At 73.4% G+C, this 16,230-nt stretch carries 15 protein-coding genes; 5 read left to right on the top strand and 10 right to left on the bottom strand.

Annotated features, from left to right (window positions below):
- Positions 1-23: 23 nt before the first annotated feature.
- The 3 genes from argG to EV374_RS23200 form a co-directional block, all read right to left on the bottom strand.
- Positions 24-1,475, bottom strand: a complete 1,452-nt coding sequence (argG, locus tag EV374_RS23210; protein ID WP_132238770.1) for an argininosuccinate synthase — start codon at positions 1,473-1,475, stop codon at positions 24-26.
- Between the two features lie 105 nt (positions 1,476-1,580).
- Positions 1,581-2,006 carry a nucleoside deaminase gene (locus tag EV374_RS23205; protein WP_132238768.1) on the bottom strand — a complete coding sequence of 142 codons (426 nt, stop codon included), beginning with the start codon at positions 2,004-2,006 and terminating at the stop codon, positions 1,581-1,583.
- Positions 2,003-2,803: an LLM class flavin-dependent oxidoreductase gene (locus EV374_RS23200; RefSeq protein WP_207914477.1), complete on the bottom strand. Its 801-nt coding sequence runs from the start codon at positions 2,801-2,803 to the stop codon at positions 2,003-2,005. The genes EV374_RS23205 and EV374_RS23200 overlap by 4 nt, the downstream gene beginning before the upstream one ends.
- Before the next feature lie 145 nt (positions 2,804-2,948).
- Here EV374_RS23200 and EV374_RS23195 point away from each other — a divergent pair, with 145 nt between their 5' ends.
- A complete protein-coding gene (locus EV374_RS23195; protein ID WP_132238764.1) occupies positions 2,949-3,407 on the top strand; it encodes an Lrp/AsnC family transcriptional regulator in 459 nt (152 codons plus the stop codon).
- 26 nt (positions 3,408-3,433) lie between these two features.
- On the opposite strand, the gene EV374_RS23190 is transcribed toward EV374_RS23195, so the two are convergent.
- The gene (locus tag EV374_RS23190; RefSeq protein WP_132238762.1) at positions 3,434-4,270 is read right to left on the bottom strand and encodes a TrmH family RNA methyltransferase; all 837 of its coding nucleotides are present in this window, start codon (positions 4,268-4,270) and stop codon (positions 3,434-3,436) included.
- Positions 4,271-4,385: 115 nt separating this feature from the next.
- On the opposite strand from EV374_RS23190, the gene EV374_RS23185 reads away from it, so the two are divergent.
- Complete coding sequence (locus EV374_RS23185; protein WP_132238944.1) at positions 4,386-6,257, top strand: thiamine pyrophosphate-requiring protein; 1,872 nt, start codon at positions 4,386-4,388, stop codon at positions 6,255-6,257.
- A 150-nt stretch (positions 6,258-6,407) separates the two neighbouring features.
- Here EV374_RS23185 and EV374_RS23180 read toward each other — a convergent pair whose 3' ends face one another.
- Positions 6,408-6,971, bottom strand: coding sequence for a dihydrofolate reductase family protein (locus EV374_RS23180; RefSeq protein ID WP_132238760.1), 564 nt, complete (start codon positions 6,969-6,971; stop codon positions 6,408-6,410).
- A gap of 143 nt (positions 6,972-7,114) precedes the next feature.
- Between EV374_RS23180 and EV374_RS23175 the strand changes: the two genes are divergently transcribed.
- Positions 7,115-7,723 (top strand): nucleoside/nucleotide kinase family protein, encoded by a 609-nt coding sequence (locus EV374_RS23175; protein ID WP_132238758.1) that lies wholly within the window; start codon positions 7,115-7,117, stop codon positions 7,721-7,723.
- A 123-nt stretch (positions 7,724-7,846) separates the two neighbouring features.
- On the opposite strand, the gene EV374_RS23170 is transcribed toward EV374_RS23175, so the two are convergent.
- The 4 genes from EV374_RS23170 to EV374_RS23155 all read right to left on the bottom strand — a co-directional run bounded on the left by EV374_RS23170 (position 7,847) and on the right by EV374_RS23155 (position 12,817).
- Positions 7,847-10,063 carry a transglycosylase domain-containing protein gene (locus EV374_RS23170; RefSeq protein ID WP_132238756.1) on the bottom strand — a complete coding sequence of 739 codons (2,217 nt, stop codon included), beginning with the start codon at positions 10,061-10,063 and terminating at the stop codon, positions 7,847-7,849.
- Positions 10,064-10,283: 220 nt separating this feature from the next.
- Positions 10,284-11,084 carry a hypothetical protein gene (locus EV374_RS23165; RefSeq protein ID WP_132238754.1) on the bottom strand — a complete coding sequence of 267 codons (801 nt, stop codon included), beginning with the start codon at positions 11,082-11,084 and terminating at the stop codon, positions 10,284-10,286.
- Positions 11,085-11,232: 148 nt separating this feature from the next.
- Entirely contained in the window at positions 11,233-12,339 is a 1,107-nt protein-coding gene (locus EV374_RS23160; protein ID WP_132238752.1) for an SPFH domain-containing protein, read from the bottom strand.
- Between the two features lie 4 nt (positions 12,340-12,343).
- Positions 12,344-12,817 carry an NfeD family protein gene (locus tag EV374_RS23155; RefSeq protein WP_132238750.1) on the bottom strand — a complete coding sequence of 158 codons (474 nt, stop codon included), beginning with the start codon at positions 12,815-12,817 and terminating at the stop codon, positions 12,344-12,346.
- A 111-nt stretch (positions 12,818-12,928) separates the two neighbouring features.
- Here EV374_RS23155 and EV374_RS23150 point away from each other — a divergent pair, with 111 nt between their 5' ends.
- Positions 12,929-14,245 carry a serine hydrolase domain-containing protein gene (locus EV374_RS23150; RefSeq protein WP_132238748.1) on the top strand — a complete coding sequence of 439 codons (1,317 nt, stop codon included), beginning with the start codon at positions 12,929-12,931 and terminating at the stop codon, positions 14,243-14,245.
- Positions 14,246-14,365: 120 nt separating this feature from the next.
- Here the strand turns inward: EV374_RS23150 and EV374_RS23145 are convergent, their stop codons facing one another.
- The gene (locus EV374_RS23145) at positions 14,366-15,175 is read right to left on the bottom strand and encodes a DUF3097 domain-containing protein (RefSeq protein WP_132238746.1); all 810 of its coding nucleotides are present in this window, start codon (positions 15,173-15,175) and stop codon (positions 14,366-14,368) included.
- Between the two features lie 239 nt (positions 15,176-15,414).
- On the opposite strand from EV374_RS23145, the gene EV374_RS23140 reads away from it, so the two are divergent.
- Entirely contained in the window at positions 15,415-16,209 is a 795-nt protein-coding gene (locus EV374_RS23140; RefSeq protein ID WP_132238744.1) for a hypothetical protein, read from the top strand.
- Positions 16,210-16,230: the final 21 nt, after the last annotated feature.

Here is a 16,230-nt window from a genome sequence, read left to right as displayed (position 1 = left end):
ACGATCATGTCCAGAGGCGTCGCTCAGTCGACGCCGAACTCCATCGCGGCGCGGTCGAGGGCCTCGTCGGCGGCGGAGGGGACGCCCCGGGAGGCGATGGCCTCCGCGCCGCCCTGCGGCATCGCGCCGATGAGCCCGGTCGAGGCCGCCTGCGCGGCACCGACCATCCGCTGCGGGGCCGCGCCGCCGACCATGCCGAGGGTCGCGTACTGCTCCAGCTTCGCCCGCGAGTCGGCGATGTCCAGGTTGCGCATGGTGAGCTGGCCGATCCGGTCCGACGGGCCGAACGCCGAGTCCTCCGTACGCTCCATGGACAGCTTGTCGGGGTGGTAGCTGAACGCGGGGCCGGTGGTGTCGAGGATCGAGTAGTCCTCGCCCCGGCGCAGCCGCAGCGTCACCTCGCCGGTGACCGCCGTGCCGACCCAGCGCTGCAACGACTCGCGCAGCATCAGCGCCTGCGGGTCCAGCCAGCGGCCCTCGTACATCAGCCGGCCGAGGCGGCGGCCCTCGTTGTGGTAGTTCGCCAGGGTGTCCTCGTTGTGGATGGCGTTGACCAGCCGCTCGTACGCGGCGTGCAGCAGCGCCATGCCGGGCGCCTCGTAGATGCCCCGGCTCTTGGCCTCGATGATCCGGTTCTCGATCTGGTCCGACATGCCCATGCCGTGCCGGCCGCCGATGGCGTTGGCCTCCAGCACCAGGTCGACGGGGCTGCCGAACTCCTTGCCGTTGATCGTCACCGGGCGGCCCTGGTCGAAGCCGATCGTGACGTCCTCGGTCGGGATCTCCACCGACGGGTCCCAGAACCGGACTCCCATGATCGGGTTGACCGTCTCGATGCCGGTGTCGAGGTGCTCGAGGGTCTTGGCCTCGTGCGTGGCGCCCCAGATGTTGGCGTCGGTGGAGTACGCCTTCTCGGTGCTGTCCCGGTACGGCAGGCCGCGCTCCAGCAGCCACTCCGACATCTCCTTGCGCCCACCGAGTTCGGTGACGAAGTCGGTGTCGAGCCACGGCTTGTAGATGCGCAGCTGCGGGTTGGCCAGCAGGCCGTAGCGGTAGAACCGCTCGATGTCGTTGCCCTTGAAGGTCGAGCCGTCGCCCCAGATCTGGACGTCGTCGGAGATCATCGCCCGGACCAGCAGGGTCCCGGTGACGGCCCGGCCCAGCGGGGTGGTGTTGAAGTACGCCCGCCCGCCCGAACGGATGTGGAAGGCCCCGCAGGTCAACGCCGCCAGGCCCTCCTCGACCAGGGCGGCGCGGCAGTCGACCAGCCGGGCGACCTCGGCGCCGTAGCTGAGTGCGCGACCGGGCACCGAGGCGATGTCCGGCTCGTCGTACTGGCCGATGTCGGCGGTGTAGGCGCAGGGAACGGCGCCCTTGTCGCGCATCCACGCGACCGCGACCGAGGTGTCGAGGCCGCCGGAGAAGGCGATGCCGACACGTTCGCCGATGGGCAGGGAGGTGAGAACCTTGGACACGGGAAGATTATGCACCAGCCCGCATGGCCATGCAAGCGCAAAGGAAGGGACATGACCAGCAACACCGGGACCCACCGGACGCCCGCACCGCCGCGATGGCCCGCTCTAGTAATAGTTGTCGATCGGCTGGCGCGCCTCGTCGAACAGCGCCGGCCCCTCGTACCGCACCGGGGGCAGCGGCGAGGTGACCGGCTTGACCTCCTCGAACTGTTCGGCGGACAGGGCGTACACCACCCGGCCGAGGCCGGACCGGTCGATCGCGGTCGCGCACATCGGGCAGGGCTGGCAACTGGTGAACATGGTGGTGCCGGCGGCCACGTCGGGAGCGAGTTCCCGAGCGGCCCAGCGGGCCAGCTTCAGTTCGGGGTGGGCGGTGATGTCCGAGTCGGAGACCACGGTGTTGTGGTCCTCGATCAGGACGGTGCCGTCCGCACCAACCAGTAACGAGCCGAACGGCCGTTCGCCGGACGCCCCGGCCTCGCTGGCGAGTACCACCGCACGGCGGAGAAATCTCTCGTCGTCAGGGGTCATCGGTCCTCCTGGGATCTGTGGTACGCGGCCACGGCCGCAAGGGTCTGCCAGGCGCGTTCGGGCTGGCGGATCTCGGTCAGGTCTCCGTTGAACGGGTCGAGCACCACCGTTTCCGCCCCGAGCAGACGGATCTGGTCGATGTCGGCGATGATCTGCTCGATGGTGCCGACACCGGCGAGCCGGTCCGGGGCGGTGACCACTTCTCGGGTCTCCCGGAGTCCGATGCGCGGCATCAACGCGGGCACCGGCCGGCCCAGTTCGTCGGCGGTAGCCTTCAGCCGCCCGGCTGCAGCCGCCAGCCATCCGGGCGTGACCCGCAGCGGATGCCAGGCGTCACCGAGCAGTACCGCGCGACGTATGCCGGCGTCGCTGTTGCCGCCGACCCAGATCGGGATCGGGGTCGTATCGTAGTCGTCGGTGTTCCGCCAGGCGTCGCGCATGACGTGCAGGTACTCATCGGTCAGCGCGCCGCGCCGCCGGAACGGCACGCCGAGCGCCTCGAACTCCTGCCGGGCCCAGCCGACGCCGACGCCGAGGACGAGCCGGCCGCCGCTGAGCCGGTTGAGGTTCGCCGCCATCCGGGCGGTGAGCAGCGGGTGCCGGTACGGGACGATGAGCACCGTGGTGCCCAGCCGGACCCGGCGGGTCACCCCGGCCAGCCAGGACAGCGTGGTGAACGGCTCGTAGAACGGCGCCGGATACTGCTCGGCCACGTCCGGGGTCACCGCGATGTGATCAGAGACCATCAGCAGGTCGAAGCCGAGGCCCTCGACCGTCTGCGCCCACCGTCGCAGCATCTCGGGGTCGGTACCCGGGGCAAAGTTCGGTACGTTGACGCCAATTTGCACGGGTTCCACGCTAGCCGGGGTGGGTTGCGTGTGTGAACATCGCGTTCCCTGCCTTTGCTGGCTTTCGCCGTGGATCCACCGGCAAGATAGCCCGATGGCCGAGAATCTTGACGCTGTCGATTGGTCCATACTGATCGAGTTGCAGGGCGACGGCCGGCTGACGATCACCGAGCTCAGCCGCCGGGTCAAGCTGAGCGCGTCGGCCACCAGCGAACGGGTGAGGCGACTCGAGGCGACCGGTGTGATCAGCGGCTACCGCGCCGAGGTCGACCTACCCAAGGCGGGCTTCGCCGTGCTCGCGGTGGTCCGGCTCAAGTACCCCGGCAGCCGGCACGAACCGCTGCACCGGCTGCTGGAACGACGGTCGGAGATTCTGGAGTGCCTGCGCACCACGGGAGACGACTGTTACGTGCTGAAGGTGGCCGCGATGTCAATGGCGCACCTCGAACAGGTCGTCAACGATCTCGCCGGGTTCGGCAGCACCACCACCAACGTGGTCTACAGCGCCACCCTGCCCTATCGCGGCCCACGCCTGACGCCACCCCGCTCGTGACCGCCCCCCGCGGCTGAAGCGGGACACTAGGCCGGGTCGTCGCGGCCCAGTTCCCAGCAGGCCACGGCGGTGGCGGCGGCGACGTTGAGCGAGTCGACGCCGCGGCGCATCGGGATCACCACCCGGACGTCGCTGCCGTCCATCGCCGCCCGGGTCAGGCCGGCGCCCTCGGCCCCCATGAGCAGCGCCGCGCGGGCCCGCTGCGCCGCGTCGAGCCGCTGGATCGGCACCGCGTCCGGCGCCGGGGTCATCGCCAGCACCGTGAAGCCGGCCGCGCGGACGTCGCCGAGCGCGTCCGGCCAGGGCTCCAGCTTCGCGTACGGGATCGCGAAGACCTCGCCCATGCTGACCCGGACGCTGCGCCGGTAGAGCGGGTCGGCGCAGGTCGGCGAGAGCAGCACGGCGTCCACGCCGAGCGCGGCCACCGCCCGGAAGATGGCCCCCAGGTTCGTGTGGTTGTTCACGTCCTCGAGGATCACCACCCGCCGCGCGGCGGCCAGCACCTCGGCGGCGGGCGGCAGCGGCTTGCGCCGGAACGACGCCAGCACGCCCCGGTGCACGTGGAACCCCGTGGCCCGTTGCAGCACGTCCTGCGTGGCGGCATAGACGGGGGCGTCGCCGGTGTCCAGGTCGGCGAGCTGGTCGACCCGCTTGGCATCCACCAGGTACGACCGGGCCGGATAGCCGGCGCGCAGCGCCCGGCGCAGCACCAGCTCGCCCTCGGCGATGAACAGGCCGTGCGGCGGCTCCCAGCGGGTACGCAGCTCGACGTCGGTGAGCGCGCGGTAGTCGGCGATCCGGTCGTCGTCGGGGTCGGTGATCGGGTGGATGGGCACCCGCCGATTCTGCCGGACGCACCGCAGCCGCCCCGGGCCACCCGACGCCGGGGCACCCCGTGGCGTTTTGTCCCGGGAAAGACGGGAATGGCGGGCCGGAGCGGCGGAGCGACGGAAGGACAGTCAGGTGAACGCACGTCCCATGGGCACGCCGGGACCGGCCCGCATCGACCAGCCGGACGGGTGGCGCGTCGACCTGGGTCCGCTGCCCCGCGACGCCACCGTCGCGGACCACATCGTGCACCGGTTGGCCGGCTGGGGCGTCCGCCGCTACTTCGGCTATCCCGGCGACGGCATCAACGGCCTGACCTCGGCGCTGCAACGCACCCGGGACCGGGCGCAGTTCGTCCAGGTCCGCCACGAGGAGACCGCCGGGTTCGCGGCGTCGGCGCACGTCAAGTACGGCGGTGGGCCACTCGGCTGCGCGCTGGTGACCAGCGGCCCCGGCGCGATCCACCTGCTCAACGGCCTGTACGACGCCAAGCTGGACCACCAGCCGGTGGTCGCCCTGGTCGGCCACACCGCGCTCACCGCCGAGGGCGGCGGCTACTACCAGGAGGTGGACCTGCTCGCCCTCTACAAGGACGTCGCCGCCGCCTTCCTGGCCCAGCTCGACCACCCCAGCCAGGTCCGCCACCTGGTCGACCGGGCCTGCCGCACGGCGCTGGCCCGGCGTACCGTCACCGCGCTGGTGCTGCCGTCCGACATCCAGGACGCGCCGGCCGTGCCGGAGCCACCGCACGCGCACGGCTACTACCGCACCAGCGACGTGCCCAGCAGCGGCCCGACGGTGCCGCCGGAGGCGGAGCTGCGCCGGGCCGCCGAGGTGCTGGGCGGCGGCGAGCGGGTCGCCATGCTGGTGGGGCAGGGCGCGCTCGGCGCGGTGGACGAGGTCCGCGCGGTCGCCGACCGGCTCGGCGCGGGGGTGGCGGCGGCGCTGCTCGGGTTCGCCGCGGTCGACCACCGGGAGCCGTGGGTGACCGGCGCGATCGGCCTGCTCGGCACCCGGCCCAGTTGGCAGCTGATGAACGAGTGCGACCGGCTGCTGATCGTGGGCAGCAACATGCCGTACTCGGAGTTCTACCCGCCGCAGGGGCAGGCCCGGGCGGTGCAGATCGACCGGGACGGCACCCAGCTGGGGCTGCGGTACCCGACCGAGGTCAACCTGACCGGGGACGCCGCCCCCACCCTGCGGGCCCTGCTGCGCGAGCTCGGCCCCGGCCCGGGGCCGACCCGCTGGCGGGCGACGATCGGCAAGGCCACCACCGCCTGGCGCCGTACGCAGCGGGAACTGGCCGGGCAGGCCGCCGACCCGGTCAACCCGCAGCTGCTTTTCGCCACCCTCAGCGACCGGCTCCCCGACGACGTGATGATCTCGGTCGACTGCGGCACCACGACCGCCTGGTACGCCCGGCACCTCCAGGTCCGCCCCGGCATGCTGGCCAGCCTCTCCGGCACCCTGCTCTCGATGGGCGGCGCGATGCCGTACGCGCTGGCCGCCAAGTTCGCCCACCCGGACCGCCCGCTGGTGGCCCTGATCGGCGACGGCGCGATGCAGATGAACGGGGTCAACGAGCTGATCACGGTGGCCAAGTACTGGCGGAGCTGGTCGGACCCCCGCTTCGTGGTGCTCGTGCTCAACAACCGGGACCTGGCCTTCGTCAGCTGGGAGCAGCGCTCCAGCGAGGGCACGCCGATGTTCCCGGACAGCCAGCAACTGCCCGACATCGGCTACCACCGGTGGGCGGAGGTACTGGGTCTGCACGGCGAACTGGTCGACGCGCCGGAGCAGGTGCCGGGCGTCTGGGAGCGGGCGCTGGGCGCGGACCGGCCCGTGGTCGTCAACGCGCTGGTCGACCCGGCCGAGCTGATGCTGCCGCCGCACTTCACCGCCGAGCAGGCCCGCAACACCGCCGCGGCCGTGCTGCGCGGCGACACCGACTGGGCGGGCATCATCCGGCGGGGCCTGCCCACGGCGGTCGCCACCCTCCGCCCGGGACGCGGCCGGGGCTGACCGGCCGGCCCGGACGACCCGGCCCGGCCCGGCCCGGTCGGCGCGGCGCGGCACGGCCAGGCGCGGCCCAGCGCGCGGCACGACCCAGCGCGGTCGCCGCGACCCAGCGCGGTCGCCGCAGCCCTCAGCCGAGGCCCGGGCAGTCCGGCGTCAGCCGGCCCGGTGGTACCGCAGCAGCACGGACCTGCCGTCGAAGGTCCGCGACTCCGCCAGGCGGAGCTTCATCCGCTCGGTGGCGGCGAAGACCGGCTTACCGCCACCCAGCACCACCGGGTGTACGAAGATCTGGTACTCGTCGATCAGGCCGAGGTCGGTCAGCGCGGCGGCGGCCTCGGCGCCACCGTTGAGCAGCAGGTCACCGCCCGGCTGCTCCTTGAGCGCGGTCACCTCCCTGGTGAGGTCCCCGCCGCCGACCACCTGGGCGCCGTGATCGGCCTCGGTGAGCGTGCGCGAGAGCACCACCTTCGGCGTCCGCCGCCAGATCGGCACGAACGCCAGGTCGTGCGGGTGGTCGGAGATCGACTCCGCCTGCGGCCAGTAGGCGGCCATGAACTCCCAGACCCGGCGGCCGTAGACGAGCGCGCCGGCCCGGCCGCACTGCTCCAGCGAGAACGCGGACAGCTCCGGGCCCATCTCCGGCCAGTCGAACTCGCCGTTCGGCCCCTCGATGAACCCGTCGAGCGACTGGTGCACCCCGTAGACGATCTTCCGCATGGCGCTGCTCCTCCTGGCCCCCTGACGCCCCCTCGTGGGCGCGTTCGCCAGGTGGTCGGAACGGCCTCGACGGATCCGACAGCCCGGCACCACTTTCTCAAGATTTTTCCTGGGGCTTGTCCGGGGCGGCTACCGTGCCGCTCATGCGCCGTCCGATGATCATTGCGCTGATCGGCGTCGACGGGGCCGGAAAGACCACCCAGGCAAAGGCGCTGGCCACCCGGCTCAGGGCGGCCGGGGTGCCGGCCAGCTACTTCGAGAACGCTGGCGGTCGGCCCCTCTGGAACCGGCTCGCGCAGGCGCTGGGCCGCCGCGACGGGCCGCACCTGTTCGGCCGCACCGGTTACGTGACCATCGAGGCGACCGTACGCTGGCTCGCCATCGCCCGGGCGGTGCTGGCCGCCCGGCTGACCGGCAGGACGGCGGTCATGGACCGCTGGTCCTGGTGCCAGTACGTGGTGATGCGGGCCCGCGGCGACCGGGGCGGGCGGTTGGTCCGGCTGGCGTACGCGATCTTCCCGCGACCGAATCTGGTCTGCTTCCTGATGGTCTCGCCCGAACGGGCGCAACAACGGGTGCTGGCCCGGGGCATCGACACCGAGGAGCTGACCCACCTGCGGTCCCTGGACACCAGCTACCGGGGGCTGCCGGAGTTCGGCTCGTTCACCGTCATCGACGCGGACGGCGACCCGGTCGACGTCGGCGCCGCCCTCGACCAGGTGGTCCGGGCCGCTCTCGCCCGTTCCCGCTGATCTCCGGTCCCGGCGGCCGGCCGACATCGGGACCGGGACCGGGACCGATGCCGGCGTCCCTGCTGGTGCAGTAGGGCGGCGGCGGGCAAGCCCGGGGGCGGTTATCCCCGGTCGTGCCCGCGGTCAGCCGCGGCGCTCCAGCCAGCGGCGCAGGTCGGACAGGCGCTGATCGTCCGGGGCCGACGGCCGCCGCTCCTCGGACGGGCGGCGCTGTTCGACCGGCGGGCGCTCCACCGGGCGGCGCGGGTCGCCGACCAGCTCGCGGCTGGGGGCGGCGAACTTCTTCTCCGGCTCGCCCGCGACGGCGGTGCCGATGACCCGGGCGACCGCGTCGATCACCCGCGCCTGCACGGCCGCGCCCACCGAGTCGGTCGGGTCGTCCGGGTTGGCGGCGATGCCCGCGACCGCCACCTGCGGGGTGAAGCCGACGAAGGTCTCGGTGGCGTTCTTCTCCGAGCTGCCGGTCTTGCCGGCCACCGGCCGGCCGTCGAGGATCCGGTTCACCGAGGTGGCCGTGCCCCCGTTGCACTGCGCGAGCGTGGACTGCTGGCCGACCGGGCAGCGGGCGGCGTCGGTGGCGGCCCGGGCCACGTCGGCGTCGAGCACCCGGCGGCAGGACGGGTCGCCGACCGGCACCTTCTCGCCGTCGGCGGCGGTCACCGAGACCACCGGCAGCGGCGCGCAGTACGTGCCCTCGGCGGCCACCGTGGCGTACGCGTTCGCCAGGTCGAGCGGGGTGGTGGCGGTGACGCCCAGGGTGAACGAGCCCCAGTCGGCGGCGTCGTTCTCGGCGAGGGTGGCGTCGGCGTCGGCCCGGAAGGTGATGCCGAGGCGCTTCGCCATCTCGACCACCTTCTCCTGCCCGACCTGCTCGGCCAGCCACACGAAGTACGTGTTCACCGAGCGGCCGAAGCCGTCCCACATCATCCGGTAGCCGTCCATCCACTCCGGATTGGCGTTGGCCGGGCACCACCGGCCGTCGCAGCTGCCCTCGCCCTCGGCGTCGTACCGGGTGGGCAGCCGGCTGGGCGCGTCGAAGCCGGTGGACAGCGGCTTGCCGGCCTCCAGCGCGGCGAGCATGGTGAAGAGCTTGAACGTCGAGCCGGCCTGGTAGCCGGCCACGCTGTCGCCGCCGGAGATCAGCGGGTTGACGGTGTTGGGGCGGTTGGCCTGCCCGTCCGGGTTCGCGTCGAGGCTGTAGTGCCGGTTGACCGCCATCGCCAGCACCCGGCCGGTGCCCGGTTCGACGGCGGCGATCGGCAGCGCGCGCTTGTTGTCGTAGGAGTAGACGCTGGTGGCCTGCTTCTGCGCGGTGGCCTGGATCTTCGGGTCCAGCGAGGTCACCACGGTGTAGCCGCCGCGGCGCAGGGCCTGCTCGCGCTCCTCGACGGTCGCGCCGAACTCCGGCTGCGCGAGCCACCACTGCCGCAGGTAGTCGCAGAAGAAGCCCCAGTCGTCGTGGCCCTCGGCCACGGCGGTGCAGCCGTTGGGCTGGGCCGTGGGGCGCAGCGTCAGCTTCTCGGTCCTGACCCGCGCGGCCTCCTCGGCGCTGATCGCGCCGGTGGCGACCATCGAGTCCAGTACGTAGCCGCGCCGCTCCAGCGCGGCGTCCGCGTCGCCGTCGATCGGGCTGTACGCCTCCGGCGACTGCACCAGCCCGGCGAGCAGGGCCGCCTCGCCGAGGGTCAGCTCCGCCGGGGACTTGGCGAAGTAGCGCTGGCTGGCCGCCGCGATGCCGTACGCCCCGGAGCCGAAGTACGCGATGTTCAGGTAGCCGTTGAGGATCTCGTCCTTGCTCAGGCGCTGCTCCAGCGCCGAGGCGTACCGGATCTCCTGGATCTTGCGCCCGACGGTCTGCTCGGTGGCCGCGGCGCGCTCCTCGGCGGTGCGCCCGGGGTCGGTCTTGAGCACGTTGCGGACGTACTGCATGGTCAGCGTGGAGCCGCCCTGCTGGCCGCCGCCGGAGACGTTCGACACCACGGCCCGCAGCAGCCCGCGCAGGTCGGCGCCGCCGTGATCGTAGAAACGCCGGTCCTCGGCCGCCACGATCGCCTGCCGCATCACCGGCGCGATCTCGTCGAGCGGCACGTCGGTGCGGTTGACGTCGTAGAACGTGGTGATCAGCGTCCTGCCGTCGTTGGCGTAGAGGTAGGACCGTTGCGGCGTGGCCGGGGTGCGTAGGGCCTCGGGAAGCCCCGCGTACGACCCGACCGCGGCCTTGGCGGCGAACCCGAGCAGCAGGTTTCCCGGCAGCGCGGCGACCGCCAGGACGAGGCCGGCGAGCACGCCGGCGAGCAGCACGGTGAACAGCCGCGACAGCGGCGGGCGGGGTGGGGCCATGGTCCCCAGGATTGCCACGTAACGGGCCGACCGACCACCCCCGCGGCCCGGTTGTCAGCAATTTCACCGCCCGTGACCAGCGATTTCCCATCCCACCGCCCCCTCGGCCACCGCGAACCCCGTGGCCACCACCCGCCCCGGCGATGACCGCCCGGTCCGGCCATGACGGTCCGGCCGCGCCCGCACGGCTCCCCGTGGCCGCCGGGGCCGGTGCGACGGGTCAGGTGGGCAGGGGGCCGTTCGGGCCGGGGGTGGCCGGGGCGGCGGCGGTGGCGAGGCTCGCGCTGGCGGCGTCGCGGGCGATGTCCCGGGGCACCAGGCGGCCGGAGCGGTAGCCGACGCCGATGCCGGCGATCAGCACGAAGATCGCGCCGAAGGTCTGCAACGAGCCGATCAGCGCGCCGCCGACGCCCAGCAGCGGTGCGGCGATCATCAGCATCACGCCGTCACCGATGCTGAACGTGCCGGACCGGGCCACCGACCAGCCGGTCAGCAGCCAGCCCAGGCTGTAGCAGGTGGCGCCGACGAGCACGAGCATCCGCGCGGTGGTGCCGAAGACGGGGGTCTGCTCCGCGAGCCCCGCGAAGGGGAGCATGAGCACCGTGCCGGCGATGGAGACGAGCAGGCCGGCGACGGCCGCCCGGCGGCTGCGGGTCGCCGCCAGCATCCCGGTCAGCGCCAGCAGGGCGAGCAGCCCGAGCCACACCGCCGCCACCCAGCCCACCAGGTAGAGCGGCCGACCGTCGGCCGGGTACGGGTCGTTGCCCACCCCGCCGTCGCTGCCCATCGCCACGACGGCATAGAGGATGGCGTACGCGGGGAGCAGCCACACCGCGCCCCGGGCGAGCCGGCGCAGCGACCAGGCCCAGGTGGCGTTCGTGGCCGGCCCGACCGGTGTCGGCTCGACGAAGGGCAGCACCCCGAACCCCCCGCCGGTACGCCGGCTGCCGAGCGGCCCGGTGGGATCGTGCGCACCGGGCACCGGGGCCGAGGAGCGTACCCGCTTCGCCGGATCCTTCATGCGTCACCTCGCTCGTCCGACGAGCGGTGCGGGACGCGCCGGGGCGCCCCGATGCCTGCTCACCGCCCGTCCTAGGACCGATGGTGGCAGGCGACGGAGCGCCCCATGAGTGGTTCTCGCATTTCCGGGCGATCGCGCCCGGCCCCGGTCAGGCCCGCTCGCGCTGGTCGGCCGGGTCGTTGAGCAGGCTCGCCGGGGAGACCGGCTCCGGTGCCGGCAGCCCCTGCGGCTTGCCGCCGGAGGCCTGCGCCTCGGCGACGCGTACCTCGTCGTGGATCTGCTGGGCGGCGGCGGCCGCGGCCTGCGCGGCCTCGGCCGCCTCGCGCTCCACCTCGCCCGCGCTGCCGGCCGCCTCCGGCGCCGGCTCGTCGCCGACCATCCGGCTCAGCCCGCCGAGCGCGCCGCCCATGCCCTCCAGCGCCTTGGTCAGCTCGGCCGGCACGATCCAGACCTTGTTCGCGGTGCCGTTGGCGATCTGCGGCAGGGCCTGGAGGTACTGGTAGGCGAGCACCTTCTGGCTCGGGTTCGCCTGGTGGATCGCGTCGAACACCGTCTTAATCGCCTTCGCCTGACCCTCGGCCTGGAGGATCCGGGCCTGCCGGTCACCGTCGGCGCGCAGCACCGCGGACTGCTTCTCACCCTCGGCCGTGAGGATCTGCGACTGCTTGTGCCCCTCGGCGTTCAGGATCGCCGCCCGGCGGTCCCGCTCGGCGCGCATCTGCTTCTCCATCGAGTCGCGGATGCTCGCCGGCGGCTCGATCGCCTTGAGCTCCACCCGGGTGACCTTGATGCCCCACCGCCCGGTGGTCTCGTCCAGCACGCCGGACAGGTGCCGGTTGATCTGGTCGCGGCTGGTCAGTGCCCGCTCCAGATCGAGCGAGCCGATCACGTTGCGCAGCGTGGTGACGGTGAGCTGTTCGATGGCCTGGAGGAAGTTCGAGATCTCGTACGTGGCGCGGACCGAGTCGACGACCTTGAAGTAGAGCACCGTGTCGATCGAGACGACCAGGTTGTCGGAGGTGATCACCGGCTGGGGCGGGAAACTCACCACCTGCTCCCGCAGGTCGACCTTGGTACGCACCGCGTCGACGAACGGAACCAGGATGTTCAGCCCCGGGTTGAGGGTGCGCTTGTACTTGCCGAGCCGCTCCACCACGTCCTGGCGCTGCTGCGGCACGATCCGTACCGCCTTGGCCAGGGTGATCACCCCGATCAGGGCGATGGCCATCAGTAGGACCGGGATCACAAGTTCCATGTACTCACCTTTTCGCTTCGGGTAGCTCCCCGGAAGGAGAAACGTCGTCCCGCCACACCAGGGCGGTCGCACCCCGCACCTGGATCACCTGCACCCGGTCCCCCGGGGCGAAGTGCTGGCTCGCGTCGTAGGAGCGGGCCTGCCACAGCTCGCCGTCGATCTTCACCATGCCCTGCCCGGCGTCGACCTGCTCCAGCACGAGCGCCGTGCTGCCCTCGATCGCCTCCACGCCGAACGGCTGCTCGCCGCTCTCCAGCGCCGAGCGGCGGTGCCTGCGCAGCGTCGGCCGCACACCCAGCACCGTCAGCGCCGACACGGCGGCGAAGACGATCGCCTGCACCTCGACCGGGGCGCCGAGCGCCGCCGCTCCCGCGGCGGCCAGGGCCCCGACCGCGAACATGATCAGAAACAGTGTCGTCGTGAAGATCTCAGCGACCGCCAGAACGACACCCAGCACGATCCAGAACACGGCGTCCACCCCCCGATCGTGACACGTCCAAGCACGTGGAGCCCACCCGCGAAGATCAGTAAGCTCGGCGGCACGCCGGCGGCCCACCCCGACGGCACCGGAATCCCCCGAGGAGAGCCCTTGTCCCTGCTGCCCGAGACCACCCGCCAGGTCGATGCCCTCGTCGCCGGGGCACAGTCCGCCGGCCGTACGCCGTCGCTGCTGATCGGCGTGGTGCGGGACGGCGCGCTGACCCACCTCGCCACCGCCGGCGAGCACCCGCGCCCCGCCGCCGACCTCCAGTACCGCCTCGGGTCGATCAGCAAGACCATGACCGCCACCCTGGTCATGCAGGAGCGCGACGCCGGCCGGCTGGCCCTGGACGACCCGCTGGAGAAGCACCTGCCCGGCACCGGCGTGGGCACGCTCACCCTGCGGCAGCTGCTCGGCCACGCCAGCGGCCTGCGCCGCGAGCCGGACGGGCAGTGGTGGGAGCGCGCCGAGGTCGGGGACCTGTCGACCCTGCTGGCCGGGGTGAGCGCCGAGAAGATCGCCTATCCCCCGCACCGGGCCTACCACTACTCCAACCTGGCGTACGGGCTGCTCGGCGGCGTGCTGGAGCGGATCACCGGCACCGGCTGGGCCGACCTGCTGCGCCAGCGCGTGCTGGAGCCGCTCGGCATGCGCCGCACCACGTACGCGGCCACCGAACCGTTCGCCCGCGGCTACGTGGTGCACCCCTGGCACGACACGTTGCGGGAGGAGCCGCGTACCGACACCGGGGCGATGGCCCCGGCCGGGCAGCTCTGGTCCACGGCCGAGGACCTGGCCCGGTGGGCGGCCTTCCTGGCCACCCCCGCGCCGCAGGTGCTGGCGGCGGAGACGCTGACCGAGATGTGCGTCCCCGTGTCGATCAGCGACATCGACTCGTGGACCGGCGGGCACGGCCTCGGGCTGGAGCTCTACCGGCAGGGCGAGCGGGTGTACGTCGGGCACGGCGGCTCGATGCCCGGCTACGTGGCCGCCCTGGCGGTGCACCGCCCGTCGCGCACCGGTGTGGTCGGCTTCGCCAACTCGTACGGCTTCCGCACCGGCGGGATCGGCGGGCTCGCGCTGCGGATCCTCACCACCGTCCTGGACGCCGAGCCGGCGTTCCCGCAGCCCTGGCGGCCCGCCGCCGCTCCCCCGCCCGCCGAGGTCGACGAGGTGACCGGTCGTTGGTGGTGGATGGGGGCGTCGCTCGACGTGACCTGGGACGCGAACGCGGGTGAGCTGGTCGTCTACGTGCGCGGCGAGCGGGTCAGCGTGTTCGTCCCGGAGGGGCCGGACCGCTGGCGGGGTCGCTCCGGCCCGGAGAACGGCGAGATCCTGTCGGTGCTGCGTGACGGGTCGGGGCGGGCGGTGGCGCTCGACATCGCCACCTTCGTCTTCACCCGCACCCCCGACCAGGAGCCCTGACCGCCCACGTTCCGCTCCGCGGCAGGCGACGACCCTGACGCGGGGCGGGCCGGGCTCCGGCTCTCGGCGCTCCGGCTGCGGCTGCGGCTGCGGCTGCGGCTGCGGCTGGGGGAACGGCGCTCAGGCCGGTTCGGTGACGAAGTCGATCAGGCGTTCCATCGCGTTGATCAGCGGGGTCTCCACGTCGGCGAAGCTGTCGACCCGGGACAGGATGTGCCGCCACATGTCCGCCGGCTCGGCCACCCCGAGCGCGGCGCAGACGCCCTCCTTCCACGGGCGTCCCGGCGGCACCACCGGCCACGCCCGGATGCCCAGCGCCGCCGGCTTGACCGCCTGCCACACGTCGACGTACGGGTGCCCGGTGACCAGCACGTGCGGGGAGGTCACCTTCGCGACGATCCGGCTCTCCTTGGAGCCGGCGACCAGGTGGTCGACGAGCACGCCGAGGCGCCGGCCGGGGCCCGGGGCGAAGTCGCGCACCTCGGCGTCGAGCGCGTCGATGCCGTCCAGCGGCTCCACCACCACGCCCTCGATGCGCAGGTCGTCGCCCCAGATCCGCTCGACCAGGGCGGCGTCGTGGATGCCCTCCACCCAGATCCGGCTGGCCCTGGCGACCTGGGCGCGTACGCCGTCGACGGCGATCGAGCCGGAGGCGGTGCGGCGACGGGCGGCCGGCACCGGGGCGCGGGTCGGCCGGCGCAGCGTCACCGGGCGCCCGTCGAGCAGGAACGCCGCCGGCAGCAGCGGAAAGTTGCGCCGCCGGCCGTGCCGGTCCTCCAGCACCACCGCGCCGGCCTCGAAGCCGACCACCGCCCCGCAGAAGCCGGAGTCGGCGTCCTCGACCACGAGGTCCGGTTCGGCGTCCACCTCGGGCGTGACCTTCCGCCGCCGCCAGTCCCCCGCCAGCACATCGTCCGCGTACCGCCCCATGCCGATCAAGCTAACCCCCCACCCCGACCCCCGCACCCGACACGCCGCGCCCCCACCCCGCCCCCGCCCTCGCTGCGGCGATCATGCAGTTGTGGTGCCCCGCGAAAGGGGCAGAGGTCGACGATCCGCCCACCACAACTCCATGATCGACGGGGTGGGGGGACGCATGATCAGCGGGGGTGGGGACAGTCGGAGCGGCAGTCGAGACAGGGGCGGCGGTGACCACGTACCCTTTCGGCATGTCCACCCCCGCAGCGGGCGCGGCCACTCTCACACCGCGCCGGTCCAGCCGGTTCGTGGCCTGGGTGCGCGCGTGGCGCGCCGGGCTGGTGCCCTTCGACGAGGTCGCCGACGCCATCGCCGGCGACGAGGAGCACCTGGTCGCCGACGCGCCCGGCACCTGGACCGACGTTCCCCTGCCCCAGGCGCTACCCACCCTCGCGAAGCTCTCGCCCGACGAGATCCGGCTCGTGCTGCCCGCGCCCGGCGACCCGCGCGGGCTGCCCGGGCCGGGCGACTTCGCCGGCGCGGCGCTGGTCGCCGGCGAGGCGGTCGTCGCCGGGGGCCTCGGGCTCATCCCGCACGTGCGCACGCACACGTCCGGCTCCGGCGACACCTTCGAGACGGTCCTCTGGCGGGTCTACCCGCTGCCGGCCGACGCCCCGGCCGCCTCCCTCGCGTTGCCCGGCGCGGCCGAGGCCGAGGCGGAGCTGGCGGTGGCCCTGGCCGACACGACCGCCGCACTGACCCGGCTGGACGTCGCGCAGTGGCGACCCGAGCTGGCCGGGGCGCTGGAGGCGCTGCGCCGGCCGGACGGCGCCACCGACCTGCCGCCCGGATTCGACCCGCGGGCCCGGCGGCTCTTCGCCCGGGCCGCCGTGCTCGACCGGGTGCTCGCGCTGGCCGGGCACGCGGCGCCGGGCGGCGCGATCAACAACTACGAGGCCCAGCAGCGCGACGCCGCGCTGCGCCCGCTGACCACCGCCTGCCGGCAGGCGCTGGTGGCCGCCTGCAACGCCCCGCTGCGCCCCTGATCGCGAGCGCGGTCACACCGC

It is taken from the genome of Micromonospora sp. CNZ303, assembly GCF_004345505.1.
This window is presented reverse-complemented; position numbering and strand designations above follow the sequence as displayed.

Coding starts and splice junctions, on each gene's coding strand:
- EV374_RS23205 (WP_132238768.1), bottom strand. CDS start 2,006: ATGACCCCTGACGACGAGAGATTTCTCCGCCGTGCGGTGGTACTCGCC.
- EV374_RS23200 (WP_207914477.1), bottom strand. CDS start 2,803: ATGCTGCGACGGTGGGCGCAGACGGTCGAGGGCCTCGGCTTCGACCTG.
- EV374_RS23195 (WP_132238764.1), top strand. CDS start 2,949: ATGGCCGAGAATCTTGACGCTGTCGATTGGTCCATACTGATCGAGTTG.
- EV374_RS23185 (WP_132238944.1), top strand. CDS start 4,386: ATGGGCACGCCGGGACCGGCCCGCATCGACCAGCCGGACGGGTGGCGC.
- EV374_RS23180 (WP_132238760.1), bottom strand. CDS start 6,971: ATGCGGAAGATCGTCTACGGGGTGCACCAGTCGCTCGACGGGTTCATC.
- EV374_RS23175 (WP_132238758.1), top strand. CDS start 7,115: ATGCGCCGTCCGATGATCATTGCGCTGATCGGCGTCGACGGGGCCGGA.
- EV374_RS23170 (WP_132238756.1), bottom strand. CDS start 10,063: ATGGCCCCACCCCGCCCGCCGCTGTCGCGGCTGTTCACCGTGCTGCTC.
- EV374_RS23165 (WP_132238754.1), bottom strand. CDS start 11,084: ATGAAGGATCCGGCGAAGCGGGTACGCTCCTCGGCCCCGGTGCCCGGT.
- EV374_RS23160 (WP_132238752.1), bottom strand. CDS start 12,339: ATGGAACTTGTGATCCCGGTCCTACTGATGGCCATCGCCCTGATCGGG.
- EV374_RS23145 (WP_132238746.1), bottom strand. CDS start 15,175: ATGGGGCGGTACGCGGACGATGTGCTGGCGGGGGACTGGCGGCGGCGG.
- EV374_RS23140 (WP_132238744.1), top strand. CDS start 15,415: ATGTCCACCCCCGCAGCGGGCGCGGCCACTCTCACACCGCGCCGGTCC.